This window comes from Vitreoscilla stercoraria DSM 513 (assembly GCF_000382305.1).
Lineage (GTDB): Bacteria > Pseudomonadota > Gammaproteobacteria > Burkholderiales > Neisseriaceae > Vitreoscilla > Vitreoscilla stercoraria.
On the sequence record NZ_KB908019.1, the window covers coordinates 69,728 to 86,550 of the forward strand.

Consider the following 16,823-nt stretch of genomic DNA (forward strand, 5'->3'; position numbering starts at 1 on the left):
AATGAAGTTAATCAAAAGCAACCAATGGATATTGGTTGTGATTTTGACCATGTGTTTTGGTGCGGCGCAAGCTGCGTCAAGCGAATATCAAGACAGTGGTAAATGGCAATTTATTCATGATGATGGCCGTGGACAAAAAACGTTTATGGATACCAAACATTTTCAGGCCGGTTATCCTGCTTCGATGTTGGTCAAAACCGATGTGGTGCAATGTCATAGTAAATACCGAATGAATACTTGTGCTGAAATTGCCTTATTTGATGTTGATTGTAAAAAAGGTCAACTTAAATATGTGAGAGACATGACGCGTGATGTGGTTGGTAATGTGGTTAAAGAATGGGACAATGCCCGCGCCAAAATGGTGTATCCACCACCTGGAACAGGTTTGGAGACTTTGCTGATTCGAGCATGCCAATACAATAAAAAAGCATTGAAATAAAAAAATTTTAGACAGGGGATTTCCTGTCTTTTTTATTGCTTGGATGAAGTACTGATATTTAAATAAACTAGACAAAGAGGATGGCTTGAGTTAGCGTAAGTCATCGGTTTATAGCCAAGATTTTGTCTTGGCATCTCTTCCCTTTTTTCAAGGAGTCGCACGATGTACACCACTTTAATCAGCGCCCAAGAATTACAACAAATACAGCAACAAAATCAACCTGTTTTACTATTAGACGTGCGTTTTGATTTGAATGATGCGACGTTTGGACAGCAGGTTTATGAATTGGGTCATATTCCAGGCGCATTCTATTTGCATTTAGAGCGTGAATTGTCTGGTCAAGTCAGTGGTCATAATGGTCGTCATCCTTTGCCTGAGCGCAAGCATTTGGCGCATTGGTTGCGCAATCATGGCTTACAAGAACGTGTACAAGTGGTGGCATATGATCAAGGCAGTACGATGTTTGCAGCACGGGCTTGGGCTTTGGTGCGTTGGTTAGGACATGAGCAAGTGGCGGTATTAAATGGTGGCTTACCCGCTTGGCTGCGAGAAGGTGGAACCTTAAGCAATGTAGCGCCTCAAAAACCAGTGACCACCGATTGGCAACCACAAGAAAGCTTGTTGCACATTAAAACTGCCAGTGATATTGAGCACAACATTCAAATGGCAGAGGCGGTGGTGATTGATGCTCGCAGTGAAGAGCGTTATGCAGGGGAGCCACATCCTTTGGACAAAGTATCAGGGCATATCCCAGGTGCGGCGAACGTATTTTTTCAACGCAATTTGGATGGGCAACATTTGTTTATTAGCCAAGAGCAGTTGAAGGCTTTGTGGCAGCCATGGGCAAACAATAAACCTTTGATTCATCAATGTGGCAGTGGTGTGTCCGCTTGTGTGAATTTGTTGGCACAAAAACATGCGGGCTTGGGTGATGGTGCTTTGTATGTTGGTTCGTGGAGTGAGTGGACCAGTAATGGTCAAAGACCTGTGAGTGTGACTGTGTAACATGGCTTGTCTTCTGGATAGAGCAATGCGTATAGAGTCCATTTACAAAGGACAGATACGCAATAAAAATATATCTAGGAGGCAATATGAGCAAATATTTTGCGGAGTTCTTAGGAACTTTTTGGCTGGTGTTTGGTGGCTGTGGTTCAGCTGTTTTGGCTGCGGCTTATCCTGAGTTGGGCATTGGTTTTGCTGGTGTATCCTTGGCGTTTGGTTTGACTGTTTTGACCATGGCTTATGCTGTGGGTGGTATTTCGGGTGGCCATTTTAACCCTGCTGTTTCAGTCGGTTTGTTGGTGGGTGGGCGTTTTGATAGCAAATTGTTGTTGCCTTATATTGTGTCACAAGTTTTGGGTGCGATTGCCGCAGGTGGTGTGTTATACCTGATTGCTTCTGGCAAAGTGGGTTTTGATGCGGCTGCTTCTGGTTTTGCCAGTAATGGCTATGGCGAACATTCACCTAATGGCTACAATATGCTGTCGGCGTTGGTGATTGAAATTGTGTTAACTGCATTTTTCATCATCATTATCTTAGGTGCGACTTCTAAAGCATCTCAGCCACATTTTGCACCGATTGCCATTGGTTTGGCTTTGACCTTAATCCATTTAATCAGCATTCCAGTGACCAATACTTCGGTGAATCCTGCACGTTCTACGGGTGTGGCGATATTCCAAGGCGGTTGGGCATTGGGTCAATTGTGGTTATTTTGGGTGGCGCCTATTGTCGGGGCGGTGTTGGGTGCGATCATTTACAAAGTGGTTGCTGCTGATCGCGAAGATTAAAATAGTAATTAAGAAGCGTCCTGTAACTTTACAGGGCGCTTTTATCATATGAAAAGGCAAGATATGTTGAGTTTGGCAGAGCGTTTGTATCAAGCCATCCACCAAGCCAGCCACAATGTGGTGGCTGTGGATTGCTTTCAATTAGGCGTGACGCCAGAGTGTTTGGATGCGGCGGCACAACAGATGGACATGGTGTTGCCTGAAGACTTCAAAGCGCTTTACCAAGTTTACAATGGTGACAATGTTTCTGTGGCCGAGTATTTTTATGTGTTGGCAGGCTATGAATGGCTGAGTTTGGAGCGTGTGGTTGCGGTGTGGCAAGACTTTAAGGATGCAGGTTTGGCACAGTTTGAAGAAGATGATTTGGCACATGACTCTCGTGTTCGACCTGTGTTTTGGTCGGAAAAATGGCTGCCATTTGCCGATGACAATGGTTATTACTTGATGTTGGATTTGGACCCTGCGGAAGGTGGGGAATATGGACAAGTAATTTTATTGGCGAATGATGGTGAGCCTGTGAGCTGGATTGCGCCTTCTTTGAGTGTGTGGTTGGCATCTTACATTGAGGATTTGCACAATAAAATATGGGTATTTGACGTGGATTATCACGGTATGATTTTAGCCAGTGAACGAGCAGATTACCAACGTATTGAGCATGAAAAATCTACTCAAACGGGTTGTTTTGATCCGAACAGATTGGCGCAACAAGCGGCGTTAATGCAACAAATGAGTGAGCAAGTCAAACAGCTGGTTCCTGAAGCGATGTGGGCGCAATGGCAAAACATGGCGCACATGCCACTGTTGGATATGGATGATGCAACGTTAAAGGTTTTGCAAAATTTACAAAAATGCCTAAGTCAATCAGACTGATAGGTATTAAGCGTCCTGTAAAGTTATTTTGAGCTTAAACCAAAGCGGTAATGGATTTTTTCTTCCACACCCAATGGTAATATTGTCCTTGCATGATGCACAAACACACGAATGCTAAGGCATAAGCCATCCAAATGCCTGATAAACCCCAAATTTGGCTGAACCAATACGCGCATGGCAATTCGATGCCAATCACGGCTACAATGTTGATAATCATTGGTACCACGACTGTGCCACTGGCACGCATGATGCCTGCAAAAATGGCGCCTGCACCAAAAAACAGCAAACTCCACAACACGATGTGTAATAAATCCGAACCTAAAGCGACCACTTCTGGATTGGTAATGAACAAAGCCATTAAGTGATCTGCAAATAAATAGGCCAAGATAATCAAACCACCCGTCAAATATAAATTCATAGACAGTGCCGTCCATGTCACTTGAGCCAATTTTTGCATTTGTCCCGAGCCTATGGCTTGTGCGGCAAAAATAGAAGCCGCAATGGAAATAGATATCGCAGGAAACTGTACATAATTGTTCACTTGATTGACTGCGCCATAAGCGGCGGTGGCGTGTGGACCAAAGCCGTTGACCAATCCGATGATGACCAAACCTGCCAAAGAATTGGTGACCATTTGCACACCCGTGGGAATGCCCAATTTTAAAACCAACGGTGAAAGCTCGCGGTTAAAACGCAATTGGCTCAGGAGATTTTTATCAATGCGTAAAATATGGTGGCGACGATTCAAATAAACGACCAAAAACAGCATCACCAAGACATAACCTAAAATCGTGGCAACCGCAGGAGCCAAAATGCCAATAGCAGGAAAAAACAGCCAACCTTGGATGAGTGTGGGTGTGACGGTTAAACCGATAATACTCGTGAGTCCTAAAGCCAGTAAAGGGGTTTTGCTGTCACCTACGCCACGCAAAATCGATGTGTAAATAATGTAGACAAACAAAATAGGGCTGCCTGCGAGCATGGTTTGGACATAAGGTAGAGACAAAGGCAGTAAAGAAGGATCGGTGCCTAACAATGTTAAAATGTCTTTGGCGTAAATCACCCCCAAAATCGCAATCAAAGTGCCACCAATGAGCGTCATGAACAGCGTTGTGCCCATGATACGCCGTACTTGATCAGACTCACCTTTGCCCCAAGCTTGACCCACCAAAACAGTGGCTCCTGCCGACAAACCGATGGTGAATGCCATGAGGAAAAACAAAATGGGAAAGAAAACCGAAATGGCTGCAATGGCATTGACCCCCATCATTTGACCGACATAAATGGTATTGATGGTGCCTGAGAGTGATTGCAAAATATTGGTGGCAATCAAAGGCAGCAGGAAAAATAAAAATTGCTTGGTAAATGAGCGGCTGTGTTGATTAGGCATGGGCGTGTCCATCACAAATTATGAAAACATAGTAGGATGAATATAGGATAAAGACAAACCATGTATGGTTCAGTGATGGAATATTTGTGTTAAAGCAATGAAAAGCGGTGGTGAGGTTAAAATGTTGAGATGGGATGTGACAGGCAGTTTGCCTGTGGATAAGTTGGCAATTCATACACATTTTTTGTGTATAACCATGTTGATAACTGACCCAAGTGCTGAATCATAAGGAAAAATTACCCTTGATTAAAAAATAAGCAGTATCTGCCTCTTTTAATCTGAGATGGATAATTAATATAGATATAAATACAGACTATACTTAAAAAAGCGTCCTGTAAATACTTTACAGGACGCTGATTAATTTTATTAACGGTTTGCAGCAATCACTTGCAACATTTGCGCCAAAACTTTCGGAGGTGCTGCAACGATATTGCCAGTTTGCAACCAAGTTTGTTCGCCTTCAAAGTCGGTCACGATACCGCCAGCTTCTTGTACAATCAAAGAGCCTGCAGCGATGTCCCAAGGTTTCAAATTGTATTCAAAGAAACCATCCAAGCGACCTGCAGCCACATTACACAAATCCAAAGCAGCAGAACCTTCGCGACGTGCGCCTGCGGTTTTGCCCAAGAAGTCTTTCAAAATCGCCAAGTATTCGTCCATCATAGATTGGTCTACCACAGGGAAACCTGTACCAATGACGCATTCGTTCATGTCTTTGCGTTTAGAAACACGGATACGGCGGTCGTTGAGCAATGCGCCTTTGCCTTTGGCTGCCATGAACAATTCATTGCGTTCAGGTGCGAATACCAAAGCTTCTTGTACTTGACCTTTTTGTAAGAATGCAATCGAGATGGCGTATTGTGCGTGACCGTGCAAGAAGTTGGTGGTGCCATCTAATGGATCGATGATCCATTCGTATTCAGCTTTTGCTTTGCCGTGGCTGCCCGATTCTTCGGTCGTGATACGATGGTGAGGGTAAGCCTCAGACAATACTTCCAAAATGATGCGCTCAGATTCTTTGTCGACGTCTGATACAAAGTCATTAAAGGCTTTGCTGTCATAAGCCACTGCATCTAAATTGTTAGAAGCGCGGGTAATCATGCTGGCTGAGCGGCGAGCGGCTTTCAAAGCCGTATTCAAAAACGGGGTCATATTGTGATTTCCAAATTCATCGGGTGTAGCGTTACAATAGCCTCTTTCGTCGCAAGGGCGACGAGGCGGCAAAACTAAAGCTGTTAAAGAACAAAATCTAAGGCGTGCATTATAAACCAAATGCCGCCGCTACCCAAGAAGCAAACACCATGGAAAAACCTCAATTACCTGATTTTTTACAGAATATTACCGTTGTTTTGGCGCGTACTTCGCATCCATCTAACATCGGTTCGGCAGCTCGTGCAATGAAAACCATGGGTTTGACGCGTTTGACGTTGGTCGCGCCCAATTTGATTGCGACGCCACAAACAGAAATACCACCTGTGTTTGATGCTGAGCGTCCTGAAAACTTTGTGTTGCCAGAAGAAAGTTTTGTGTTGGCCTCTGGTGCGAAAGATGTGTTGGAAAACGCTCGCATTGTGGCAACCTTACAGGACGCTTTGGCGGACACGACTTTAAGCTGTGCTTTGACCAGCCGCAAACGCGAATTGACCGCGACCATGCACACACCGCGTGAACTTTGTCCGAATTTGATTGAAGCGGCACGCCAAGGTGAAAAAGTGGCGCTGGTGTTTGGCAATGAAACTTTTGGCTTGAGCATAGAAGAAGTGATGTTGTGCAACCGTTTGATGACCATCAATGGCAACCCGAATTATTTTTCGCTCAACTTGGCGCAAGCGGTGCAAGTGGTGTGTTATGAGTTGTTCAGCCATGTGGATTTGAGCATGGATTATTTGCGTCCTGAACACGAATACGCCACACATGCGCAAGTAACAGGCATGGTCGGACATTTACAGGACGCTATGGATGCGGTGGGCTTTTTTGACCGCCGTCCGCCTGAGCGTTTGATGCGCCGTATGCAATCGGTGTTTGACCGTGCGCAATTGGAACGTGAAGAGATCGACATTTTGCGTGGCTTTTTTCACAATATTGAAAAAAAATTGAAACAAGATTGATTGTGTAAAGGCGGTCTGTAAATGAATTTTGCTTTGGATGCTTTGTGGTGGGAGCTCAAAACGCCACAAGTGCGGGATTTGGCGAGTTTGCTCACCGCACCGCCGCTGTGGCACAGCGGTGTGGAATTGTCGCACCGCACTTTGATTGGCGAGCAAGGTTTTCGTTATTTATTAAGCTTGGATGAGCGTCCTGAAAGCTTGTTAACGTATTTACAGGACGCTCGTCCGCAGTCGCATCGATTGGGTATTTATGCTGAGCATTTGTTGGCGTTTTGGTTAAGTCATGCACCGCATTGTCAATTGCTTGGACAAAATATTGTGTTGCAAGAACATGCTAAAAGCCCAACTTTGGGTGCTTTGGATTATGTCGCTCGTATCAATGATCGGCTTTATCATTTGGAATTGACGTGTAAATATTATGCGCACGCCCAACCTTTGCCACAACAATTGCGCGGCATACAAGCGCACGATACCTTGCAATCTAAGGCGGACAAATTGGTGCAGCAATTGGCTTGGAGTCGGCATGATTTGTTTGCGCGTTGGTGTGAAATGCAAGGCATTGATATAACTAATATTAAAGCAGTGACGGTGATTCGAGGCATGGGTTTTTGGCGTGATGCGGCGGTACCAATGCCGATCAATTCTTATGCTTGGCGTGGTGTGTATCTTGAAAAAAATGAGGTATGGCAGCATTTAGAGGGAACTCGTTATGCACAAGTCATGTCTAGGCAGTTATTATCACCATTGCGTGTGCCGTTAGAGGCGACTTTTGAATCTGTGGCGCCGTTGGGCGAAGCCGTTTGGTGTGCGCAATTGCAACAAAGACCTGATGGTTTTTGGCATGAAATCAGTCGCAGTATGCGTTTGCCTTGCAATGAGTGCTGAGAAGACTGTTTCAATTGGATTTGATTATGCTACACTAACGGACTATTTGTCCCTAGGATTGTCAAGCATAGAGACTTGATAACTTGGACAAGCTTTAATGATGCGTCCTGTAAACCTCAATGAGGGCGTAATTAAGATTGATTGATAACATATAAGGTTAATGGATATGGACGTAACTGTGGAAAACTTGGAAGGCTTGAACCGTAAAATCACTTTGGCATTGCCATGGGCTGGCATCACTGCAGAAGTAGACAAAAAATTGTCTCAAGCGCAACGCAAAGCTAAGGTTCAAGGTTTCCGTCCAGGTAAAGCACCATTGAAAATGGTTGAAGCGATGCACGGTGCGGATATCCGCAATGAAGTGTTGAACGACGCTGTCGTTAAAGCATTCTACGAAGTGGTTGAAGCACAAAAATTGCGTGTGGCTGGTTTCCCACGTTTTAACGAAGTTGAAAACCAAGACGACGAAACCACTTTCAAAATTGATGCTCAATTTGAAGTGTTTCCAACTATCGTAGTAGGCGATTTGTCTGCTCAAGAAATCGAAAAATTCACGACTGAAGTATCTGATGCTGAAGTAGACAAAACCATCGACATCTTGCGTCAACAACGCACTCGTTACAACCACGTTGAACGTGAAGCACAAAAAACTGACCGTGTCATCATCGATTTTGAAGGCAAAATCGACGGTGAATTGTTCGAAGGCGGCGCTTCTCAAAACTACCCATTCGTTTTGGGTCAAGGTCAAATGTTGCTTGAGTTTGAAGCGGGCGTTGAAGGCTTGAAAGAAGGCGAAACCAAAGACGTTGAAGTGAATTTCCCAGAAGATTACCAAGGCACACAAGTAGCTGGTAAAACTGCGGTATTCACCATCACTTTGAAAAACGTGTCTGAAGCTGCGTTGCCAGAAGTGAACGAAGAATTTGCGAAGCAATTGGGTGTTGAAGATGGCGACGTTGCGAAAATGCGCGACGAAGTGAAAAAAAATGTTTCTCGTGAAGTGAACCGTCGTGTTGCAGAGAAAACCAAACAAGCGGTAATGGATGCTTTGTTGGCTGTGACTGAATTTGACGTGCCACAAGCTTTGATTCAAGATGAAGTGGCTCGCATGATGGAAGATGCGCGTCAAAACTTTATCAATCAAGGTTTTGATGCTGCTCAATTGCCACAATTGCCTGCGGAAATGTTTGCTGAACAAGCAACGCGCCGTGTGAAATTGGGTTTGATTTTGGCTCAATTGGTAGAAGAAAACCAATTGCAACCAACAGATGATGAAGTTCGTGACATTGTGGCTGAATTTGCTGAGAGCTACGAAGATCCTGCTGAAGTCATCGAATGGTACATGAATGACGCTGAGCGTCGTCAAGGTCCTACCGCTTTGGCAACTGAAGGCAAAGCAGTGGCGTTTGTATTAAGCCAAGCAAAAGTTGCTGACAAAGCCTTGTCATTTGACGAAGTAATGGGCAATACTGCTGCTTAAGTAGAGTATTAACATACACTAAGCACCAAGACAGCTGAGTGTTGTTTTGGTGCTTTTTTCACAATTGTGACCAAAAGGTGAGACGATATGCAACCGACTATTGAATCTTTGGGCTTAGTGCCTATGGTAGTAGAACAAAGCGGCCGTGGCGAACGTGCTTATGACATTTATTCACGTTTGTTAAAAGAACGCATCATTTTTATGGTCGGTCCTGTAACAGATGATTCTGCCAATTTGGTGGTGGCACAAATGTTGTTTTTGGAAAGTGAAAATCCAGACAAAGACATTTATTTGTACATCAATTCTCCAGGCGGCTCAGTGACAGCGGGTTTGTCTATTTACGATACGATGAACTTCATTAAGCCAGATGTGTCCACTTTGTGCTTGGGACAAGCTGCCAGCATGGGTGCATTCTTATTGTCAGCAGGTACCAAAGGCAAACGTTTTGCATTGCCAAACAGCCGTATTATGATTCACCAACCATTGTTGGGTGGTTTAGGCGGTCAGGCTTCTGACATTGAAATTCATGCCAAAGAGTTGTTGAAAATCAAACGCAAATTGAATGAATTGATGGCAGAACACACAGGAAAACGTGTGGCGCAATTAGAAAAAGACACCGATCGCGACAATTTTATGTCTGCTGAAGAAGCGTACAAATATGGTTTGGTCGATCAAGTCATTAACAGCCGAGATAGCGTAAAAGCATGATGGATAAACTAAAAGAATGCTCATTTTGCGGCAAAAATGAAAATGAAGTCCGTAATCTGATTGAGGGTCAGCAAGGCTGCATCTGCAATGAGTGTGTGGCAGCATGCAGCGTATTGTTTGAGCAAGGTCAAGAACACAGCACAGACAATGAAACGAGTATTGATTGGGATGATGGCAATTTGCCGACGCCTGCGCAAATGGTTGAGAGCTTGAATGACCATGTGATTGGTCAAGATGCGGCGAAAAAAGCATTGTCTGTGGCAGTGTACAATCATTACAAACGTTTGCGTCATCCTAAGGCCAAGCAAGATGATGTTGAATTGGCTAAGAGCAATATTTTGTTGGTTGGTCCTACGGGTTCGGGCAAGACTTTATTGGCACAAACTTTAGCACGCAAATTGAACGTACCATTTGTAATGGCAGACGCGACCACCTTAACTGAAGCGGGTTATGTGGGTGAAGATGTTGAGCAAATTATCACTAAATTGTTGGGTAAGTGCGAGTTTGATGTGGACAAAGCGCAACGTGGCATTGTGTATATTGATGAAATCGATAAGATTGCACGTAAAAGCGAAAACCCATCTATTACCCGAGATGTATCTGGTGAAGGCGTGCAACAAGCTTTGTTGAAATTGGTTGAAGGTACTGTGGCATCTGTACCGCCACAAGGTGGCCGTAAGCATCCTAATCAAGAATTCATTGAGGTAGATACCACGAATATTTTGTTCATTTGTGGTGGTGCGTTTGATGGTTTGGAGAAAATCATTCGCCGTCGCTCTGAAAAAGGTGGTATTGGTTTTGGTGCGGAAGTCGTGAGCAAAGACGAAAACAAATCGGTGGGTGAACTGTTCAAAACAGTGGAACCTGAAGATTTGATTAAGTTTGGTTTGATTCCTGAGTTGATTGGTCGTTTGCCTGTTATCACAACTTTGGCTGAGTTAGACGAAGTAGCAATGATTGAGATTTTAACCGCACCGAAAAATGCTTTGGTGAAACAATACCAAGTGTTGTTTAACATGGAAAATATCGAGTTGGCGTTTGAGGATGAAGCCTTGCGCTCGATTGCAAAATTGGCGTTGGCGCGTAAAACGGGTGCTCGTGGTTTGCGTTCGATTATGGAATCTGTATTGCTCGAAACCATGTACCATTTGCCTGATTTGAAAAAACAAGGTTTGCAAAAAGTGGTGGTAACTCGAGCAGTCATTGATGACAATGCGCAGCCTGAATTTATTTACGATGTTGACGATATGAAACCTAAGCGTCGTAGCACTGCTAAAAAAAGTGCTAGTTAAATCAGTTTGACGTATGAAAACGCTGCCTAATGGTGGCGTTTTTTGTTTGGATTGATGGTTAAAACCACGCTCAGAATTAAAAAATGTTGTGGTGCAATGAATCGTTTGCATTAAGTAACAGTCATATGTAAAGCTTATCATGTTGATGAATAGAAAAAGTGTATTGGGAGGTAAAAGTGAGAAGTGAACAGCCAATTATTTTTACTTGTGGGATTGAAATCTCATTGCAAAGCACTTGAATTTTCTTTGATGAGACCCATTTGTTAGCCAATTAATTAATTTAAGATAGAAAGATGAGACCCTATGGCTGGAGAATCTTCTGCTGACAAAAATCAGCAAACCTTACCGATGTTGCCATTGCGTGATGTGGTCGTTTACCCATTCATGGTCATCCCTTTGTTTGTTGGGCGTGATAAATCTATTGCAGCATTGGATGCAGCAATGGAGCAAGACAAACCCGTTTTTCTATTGGCGCAGTTAAATCCTCATGAAGAAGACCCTAAAGTCGATGATTTACATCGCATGGGTACGATTGCCAATGTCTTGCAAATGTTGAAGTTGCCTGATGGTACGGTGAAAGTGTTGGTTGAGGGTGTGGAACGTGCTCAGGTTTTGGACTTGAATGATACTGACCAAAATTATTTTTTGGCACAAGTAGAACAAGTGCAAGAGTTTCAGGACGACCCTGTTGATACTGAAGCCATGCGTCGTACTTTGTTGTCTCAATTCGAACAATTGAGCAAATTGAATAAAAAAATTCCATCAGAAGTGATTAGCACTGTTAATGGTATTGAAGATGTGAGTCGCTTGGTAGATACCATTGCAGCGCATTTGCAAATTAAGCTAGAGCATCGTCAAGAATTATTGACCATGTTGAATGTGTCTGAGCGCTTGGATGCTTTGTTACAGCAGTTAGAAGCCGAATTGGATATTTTGCAAGTTGAAAAGCGTATTCGTGGTCGCGTGAAACGTCAGATGGAAAAATCACAACGCGAATACTATTTGAATGAGCAAGTGAAAGCGATTCAAAAAGAATTGGGCGAAGGCGATGAGCGTAGCGAGTTAGAAGCGTTAGAGCAAAAAATTAACACTGCTGGTATGAGTAAAGAAGCGGAAGAAAAAGCCCTGTCAGAACTCAAAAAATTGCAAATGATGCCGCCGATGTCAGCAGAATCAACCGTGGTTCGCAATTACATTGATACTTTGTTGGATTTGCCGTGGAAAAAGAAAAGCCGTGTGAGCAAAGACATTGCCAAAGCTGAAAGCGTCCTGAATGCTGACCATTATGGTTTGGATAAGGTCAAAGAACGCATTTTGGAATTTTTGGCAGTACAAAAACGTGTCGATCGCATTAAAGGTCCAATTTTGTGCTTGGTAGGCCCTCCTGGCGTGGGTAAAACGTCTTTGGGTGAGTCGATTGCCAAAGCTACAGGTCGCGAATATGTGCGTATGGCTTTGGGTGGTGTGCGTGACGAAAGCGAAATTCGTGGTCATCGCCGTACTTATATTGGTTCTATGCCTGGCAAAATTTTGCAAAATATGACCAAAGTCGGTGTGAAAAATCCATTGTTCTTACTCGATGAAATCGACAAAATGGGTCAAGATTTTCGTGGTGATCCAGCCAGCGCATTGTTAGAAGTATTGGATCCTGAGCAAAACCACAGTTTTTCTGATCATTATGCGGAAGTGGAATACGATTTATCTGATGTGATGTTTATTGCGACATCCAATACTTTGAATATCCCATCGGCTTTGCTCGATCGCATGGAAATCATCCGCTTGTCAGGCTATACCGAGGATGAAAAAGTCAGTATAGCGATGCAGTATTTGGTGCCCAAACAGCTGAAAACCAATGGTGTGAAAATCAATGAAGTCGTGGTGGAAGAATCGGCTGTACGTGACATTGTGCGTTATTACACGCGCGAAGCAGGTGTGCGCTCATTAGATCGTGAAGTGGCTCGCATTGCACGCAAAGTGGTGATGCAGCAGGTATTGGCAGAAGACAAAGCAAAAACCAAAGCAGCCAAAGCGGAAATTAAAGCTGCAGCGAAAGAATCGATTGTGGTCAGCGCTGCAAATTTACACGATTATTTGGGCGTGCGCCGTTTTGATTTTGGTGTGGCGGATTCTGAAAACCGTGTCGGTCAGGTGACAGGTTTGGCATGGACGGAAGTCGGCGGTGAGTTATTGACCATTGAAGCCACTGCTTTGAAAGGCAAAGGCAATATCATTCGCACAGGTCAATTGGGCGACGTGATGCAAGAGTCTATTACGGCAGCGATGAGTGTGGTGCGTACGCGTGCCGCTAATTTAGGTATTGCGCCTGATTTTTACGAAAAACACGACATCCATGTGCATGTGCCTGAAGGTGCAACTCCTAAAGATGGTCCAAGCGCAGGCATTGCCATGACTTTGGCGATTGTCTCTTCATTGACCAATATTCCTGTGCGTGCGGATGTGGCGATGACCGGTGAAATCACTTTGCGTGGCGAAGTATTGCCGATTGGCGGCCTGAAAGAGAAATTGTTGGCGGCATTGCGTGGTGGTATCAAACACGCGTTGATTCCAAAAGACAATGTCAAAGATTTGGAAGAAATTCCTGCTAATGTCAAAGATGCGTTAACTATTCATCCAGTGCAATGGATTGATGAAGTCTTGGCATTGGGCTTGGCAGAAGAGCCTAAGCCTTGGGTTGAGCCAGAAAGCATTGAAGCTGTTTTACCTGTTGCCGATAACGAATCTGTTGCAAAAACGGGTACGAAAGCGACTAAGCATTAATTTTTCTGCAAAAATGTGGGCTTGTTCGTAAAACAGTGGTAAAAATAGCGGCAAGCCCCCATTGCTGCTTGACATGCTAATTTTAGCCTTGTTATAAAGCAGGTATGGATGGAATTGCTTAACCTTAGGCGATGAACTCTATCAACGAATAACCACAGAAAGGGACTTTCATTGTGAATAAGTCTGAACTCATTGATGCAATCGCACAAAGTGCGGATATTTCTAAAGCAGCTGCAGGCAAAGCTTTGGATGGAATGGTGACTGCCGTTACAGAAGCTTTGAAAGAAGGCGATACCGTAACTTTGGTTGGCTTTGGCACCTTTTATGTGGGTGAGCGCGCTGAGCGCAAAGGTCGCAATCCAAAAACTGGCGAAGAAATTACTATTGCTGCTGCCAAGTCACCTAAATTCCGTGCTGGCAAGGCATTGAAAGACGCTTTATAATTGTATTTGGCCGTAACTGAAAAGGTGAACATTCGGGTTCACCTTTTTTATTATTTTAAGGTAGGCATACCAACATGTTTAATTTTGTTCAGAAGTATTCGACTGCATCCAAAGTAATTTTGGGTTTGATTGGTTTGACATTTGTAGTAGCTGGCGGTGTTGCAGGTACTGGCGCCATCAGCAGTGACAATTATTTGGTAAAAGTAGGCGATCAAGAAGTGACTTTGGATAAGGTGCGAGATGTTTTGCGCCAACAGCAAGGCGATATTACTGATCAAGTGCAAAAAGACATTTTGCAGGCTTTGACTCAAGAGGCTTATTTGTTTGCTGGCGCGCAGCAAATGGGCGTGACCGTGTCCGATGAGCAATTGAAAAAAATCATCATGGCGCAGTCTATTTTCCAACAGGACGGTACGTTTCAAGAAAAATTGTACCAAGATTACTTGCGTAATAATGGTTTGAAAGAAGAACAATTTTTAGAAGGTTTGCGCAAGGATTTCTCTTTGCAAACGGTTTTGAATTTGATTCAATCTAGTCAAATTATGGCTGATAGCCAATTGAATCAAGCCATCCAGTTGTTTGAAGCACCGCGTACCATTCGTACTATGACGTTCAGCCCTGAGCAATTTGCTAGCAAAGTGGACACCAGCGATGCGGCCTTAAAAGCTTATTACGATGCCCATCAAAAAGACTTTATTCAAACCCAAGGTTTGAAATTTAATTTTCTGGTGTTAAGCGGTAATGAAGTTTTGAGTCAGTTGAAAGTCACTGATGAAGAAGCCAAAGCTTATTTTGATAAAAATCAAGCCTCTTTACCTGAAAAGCGCCGTGTAGCGCATATTTTGCTTGCATTTGAACAAGGTGCAGACGAAGCATCTAAAGCACAAACCAAGAAAAAAGCAGAAGCTTTGTTAGCCAAAGTGAAAGCCAAGCCAGCTGACTTTGCTGCTTTGGCTAAAGAAAATTCGCAAGACCCAGGTTCGGCACAAAATGGTGGTGATTTGGGCTTTTTTGCCAAAGATGGCACGATGGTCAAGCCGTTTGAAGATGCTTCATTTGGCTTGAAAAAAGATGAAATCAGCGGCTTGGTAGAAACAGAGTTTGGCTATCATATTTTGAAAGTATTGGAAGTCGGCCAGACATTCGACAGTCAAAAAAATCAAATCATTGATACTTTGCGCCAAGAAAAAATTAAAGCTGCGGTAGATGCCAAGAAAAAACAATTGATTGATGCGGCGATCAAACATGGCGATGATTTGAATGCGGTGGCTAAAGCCACAGGCTTGGCTTCGCAACCTGTGGGTGAGTGGGTGACGGCCGAGCAAGCCAAGCAAGCACAAATGCCAGAAGCTTTGCAAAAAGTCTTGTTTGATGCCAAAACCATTGCTGATAAAAAAGTGACTGAGCCGATTGATGTGGGTCAAAATACTTATTGGGTGGTACAAGTGACCGATGTGCGTCCTGAAAAGCAATTGAGCTTGGAAGAAGCCAAAGCACAGGTGAAACAAGCGCATACTGTGGCTGAGGCGAATAAATTGGCGCAAGCGGCTGCCAAAGAGGCTTTGGATAAATTGCAAAAAGGTGAAAGCGCGACGGTAACGTGGTCGCCTGCGGCTGAAATGTCGCCACAACAAGCACAACAAACCATGCCGCCTGAAGCATACCGCCAATTGATTGCGGTGCGTCCAAGCGAAGGTAAACCACAATATGTTTTACTCGAAGGTTTACCTGCGCCCGTTTTGGTGGCGGTGGATAAAATTGGTACGGTCGAAGCCAAGCCAGAAATGTTACAGCAAATGCAAGGCTTGTTGGGTAAAAACCAAAATGATGGTGCTTTGATGGGTTATATTCAGTATTTGCAAACACAATTCCCAGCTCAAAAAGGGACACAAGAATTGACTTCAGCACAATAATGCTGTGATGGGTAAAGTATGAAAAAAGCGTCCTGTAAATATTTACAGGACGCTTTGTTTATTGGGTTGAATTAAGCAGCGAAGCGTTTAGCCACTTCTGCCCAATCCACGATTTCCCAGAAGCCTTTCAAGTAGTTAGGACGGCTATTGCGGTAGTCGATGTAGTAAGCATGTTCCCAAACGTCACAAGTCAACAAAGCGGTGTTTTCTGTGGTCAATGGGGTTGCTGCATTGCTGGTAGATACCAATTCCAATTCGCCAGCTGGAGTTTTAACCAACCAAGCCCAACCTGAACCGAAAGTGCCCGCAGCTACTGCGCCAAATGCTTCTTGGAATTTCTCGAAAGAACCCCATTTTGCATCGATGGCAGCAGCCAAGTCACCAGCAGGTTTGCCTTCGCCTTTAGGCGTGAAACCCAACCAGTAGAAGGTGTGGTTCCAGATTTGAGCGGCATTGTTGAATACGCCACCAGAAGATTTTTTCACGATTTCTTCCAAAGACGCTTCTTCAAATTCAGTGCCTTTGATCATGTTGTTCAAGTTGGTGATGTAAGTTTGGTGGTGTTTGCCGTAATGGAATTCCAAAGTTTCTTTAGACAAATGAGGCGCTAATGCATCCAAAGCGTATGGTAATTCTGGTAATTTATGTTCCATGATGTGACTCCATATAAATTCATCGTTAAACAATTTGAATAACATATTGTTATGTTGTGGGACTATTCTACTGTGTT

At 43.8% G+C, this 16,823-nt stretch carries 15 protein-coding genes; 12 read left to right on the top strand and 3 right to left on the bottom strand.

The features are described from left to right. The first annotated feature begins 1 nt into the window (after window position 1). The 4 genes from H150_RS0101695 to H150_RS0101710 all read left to right on the top strand — a co-directional run bounded on the left by H150_RS0101695 (window position 2) and on the right by H150_RS0101710 (window position 3,096). The gene (locus H150_RS0101695) at window positions 2–439 is read left to right on the top strand and encodes a hypothetical protein (RefSeq protein WP_019957311.1); all 438 of its coding nucleotides are present in this window, start codon (window positions 2–4) and stop codon (window positions 437–439) included. A gap of 162 nt (window positions 440–601) precedes the next feature. Then, complete coding sequence (locus H150_RS0101700) at window positions 602–1,444, top strand: sulfurtransferase (RefSeq protein WP_019957312.1); 843 nt, start codon at window positions 602–604, stop codon at window positions 1,442–1,444. An 86-nt stretch (window positions 1,445–1,530) separates the two neighbouring features. Then, window positions 1,531–2,226, top strand: a complete 696-nt coding sequence (gene aqpZ, locus H150_RS0101705; protein WP_019957313.1) for an aquaporin Z — start codon at window positions 1,531–1,533, stop codon at window positions 2,224–2,226. A 48-nt stretch (window positions 2,227–2,274) separates the two neighbouring features. After that, window positions 2,275–3,096: an SMI1/KNR4 family protein gene (locus tag H150_RS0101710; protein WP_081619523.1), complete on the top strand. Its 822-nt coding sequence runs from the start codon at window positions 2,275–2,277 to the stop codon at window positions 3,094–3,096. A gap of 34 nt (window positions 3,097–3,130) precedes the next feature. Here H150_RS0101710 and H150_RS0101715 read toward each other — a convergent pair whose 3' ends face one another. Together H150_RS0101715 and H150_RS0101725 are read right to left on the bottom strand one after the other, a co-directional pair. Beyond that, window positions 3,131–4,486, bottom strand: a complete 1,356-nt coding sequence (locus tag H150_RS0101715; protein WP_019957315.1) for an MATE family efflux transporter — start codon at window positions 4,484–4,486, stop codon at window positions 3,131–3,133. A 366-nt stretch (window positions 4,487–4,852) separates the two neighbouring features. After that, window positions 4,853–5,638, bottom strand: a complete 786-nt coding sequence (locus H150_RS0101725; RefSeq protein ID WP_019957317.1) for an inositol monophosphatase family protein — start codon at window positions 5,636–5,638, stop codon at window positions 4,853–4,855. A gap of 149 nt (window positions 5,639–5,787) precedes the next feature. Here H150_RS0101725 and H150_RS0101730 point away from each other — a divergent pair, with 149 nt between their 5' ends. From H150_RS0101730 to H150_RS0101765, 8 genes are all read left to right on the top strand, one after another. Continuing rightward, a complete protein-coding gene (locus H150_RS0101730) occupies window positions 5,788–6,594 on the top strand; it encodes an RNA methyltransferase (RefSeq protein WP_019957318.1) in 807 nt (268 codons plus the stop codon). A gap of 21 nt (window positions 6,595–6,615) precedes the next feature. Then, window positions 6,616–7,479, top strand: a complete 864-nt coding sequence (locus H150_RS0101735) for a DUF1853 family protein (RefSeq protein WP_019957319.1) — start codon at window positions 6,616–6,618, stop codon at window positions 7,477–7,479. Window positions 7,480–7,645: 166 nt separating this feature from the next. Then, the gene (gene tig / locus H150_RS0101740) at window positions 7,646–8,959 is read left to right on the top strand and encodes a trigger factor (protein WP_026353389.1); all 1,314 of its coding nucleotides are present in this window, start codon (window positions 7,646–7,648) and stop codon (window positions 8,957–8,959) included. 87 nt (window positions 8,960–9,046) lie between these two features. Next, window positions 9,047–9,667 carry an ATP-dependent Clp endopeptidase proteolytic subunit ClpP gene (gene clpP / locus H150_RS0101745; RefSeq protein ID WP_019957321.1) on the top strand — a complete coding sequence of 207 codons (621 nt, stop codon included), beginning with the start codon at window positions 9,047–9,049 and terminating at the stop codon, window positions 9,665–9,667. Then, complete coding sequence (clpX, locus tag H150_RS0101750) at window positions 9,664–10,959, top strand: ATP-dependent Clp protease ATP-binding subunit ClpX (protein WP_019957322.1); 1,296 nt, start codon at window positions 9,664–9,666, stop codon at window positions 10,957–10,959. The genes clpP and clpX overlap by 4 nt, the downstream gene beginning before the upstream one ends. Before the next feature lie 303 nt (window positions 10,960–11,262). Then, window positions 11,263–13,737 carry an endopeptidase La gene (lon, locus tag H150_RS0101755; protein ID WP_019957323.1) on the top strand — a complete coding sequence of 825 codons (2,475 nt, stop codon included), beginning with the start codon at window positions 11,263–11,265 and terminating at the stop codon, window positions 13,735–13,737. A 173-nt stretch (window positions 13,738–13,910) separates the two neighbouring features. After that, on the top strand, window positions 13,911–14,180 hold the full coding sequence (locus tag H150_RS0101760; RefSeq protein WP_019957324.1) for an HU family DNA-binding protein: 270 nt from the start codon (window positions 13,911–13,913) through the stop codon (window positions 14,178–14,180). A gap of 74 nt (window positions 14,181–14,254) precedes the next feature. Further along, entirely contained in the window at window positions 14,255–16,093 is a 1,839-nt protein-coding gene (locus H150_RS0101765; RefSeq protein ID WP_019957325.1) for a peptidylprolyl isomerase, read from the top strand. Window positions 16,094–16,164: 71 nt separating this feature from the next. Here the strand turns inward: H150_RS0101765 and H150_RS0101770 are convergent, their stop codons facing one another. Continuing rightward, entirely contained in the window at window positions 16,165–16,746 is a 582-nt protein-coding gene (locus tag H150_RS0101770) for a superoxide dismutase (RefSeq protein ID WP_019957326.1), read from the bottom strand. Between the last annotated feature and the right edge of the window lie 77 nt (window positions 16,747–16,823).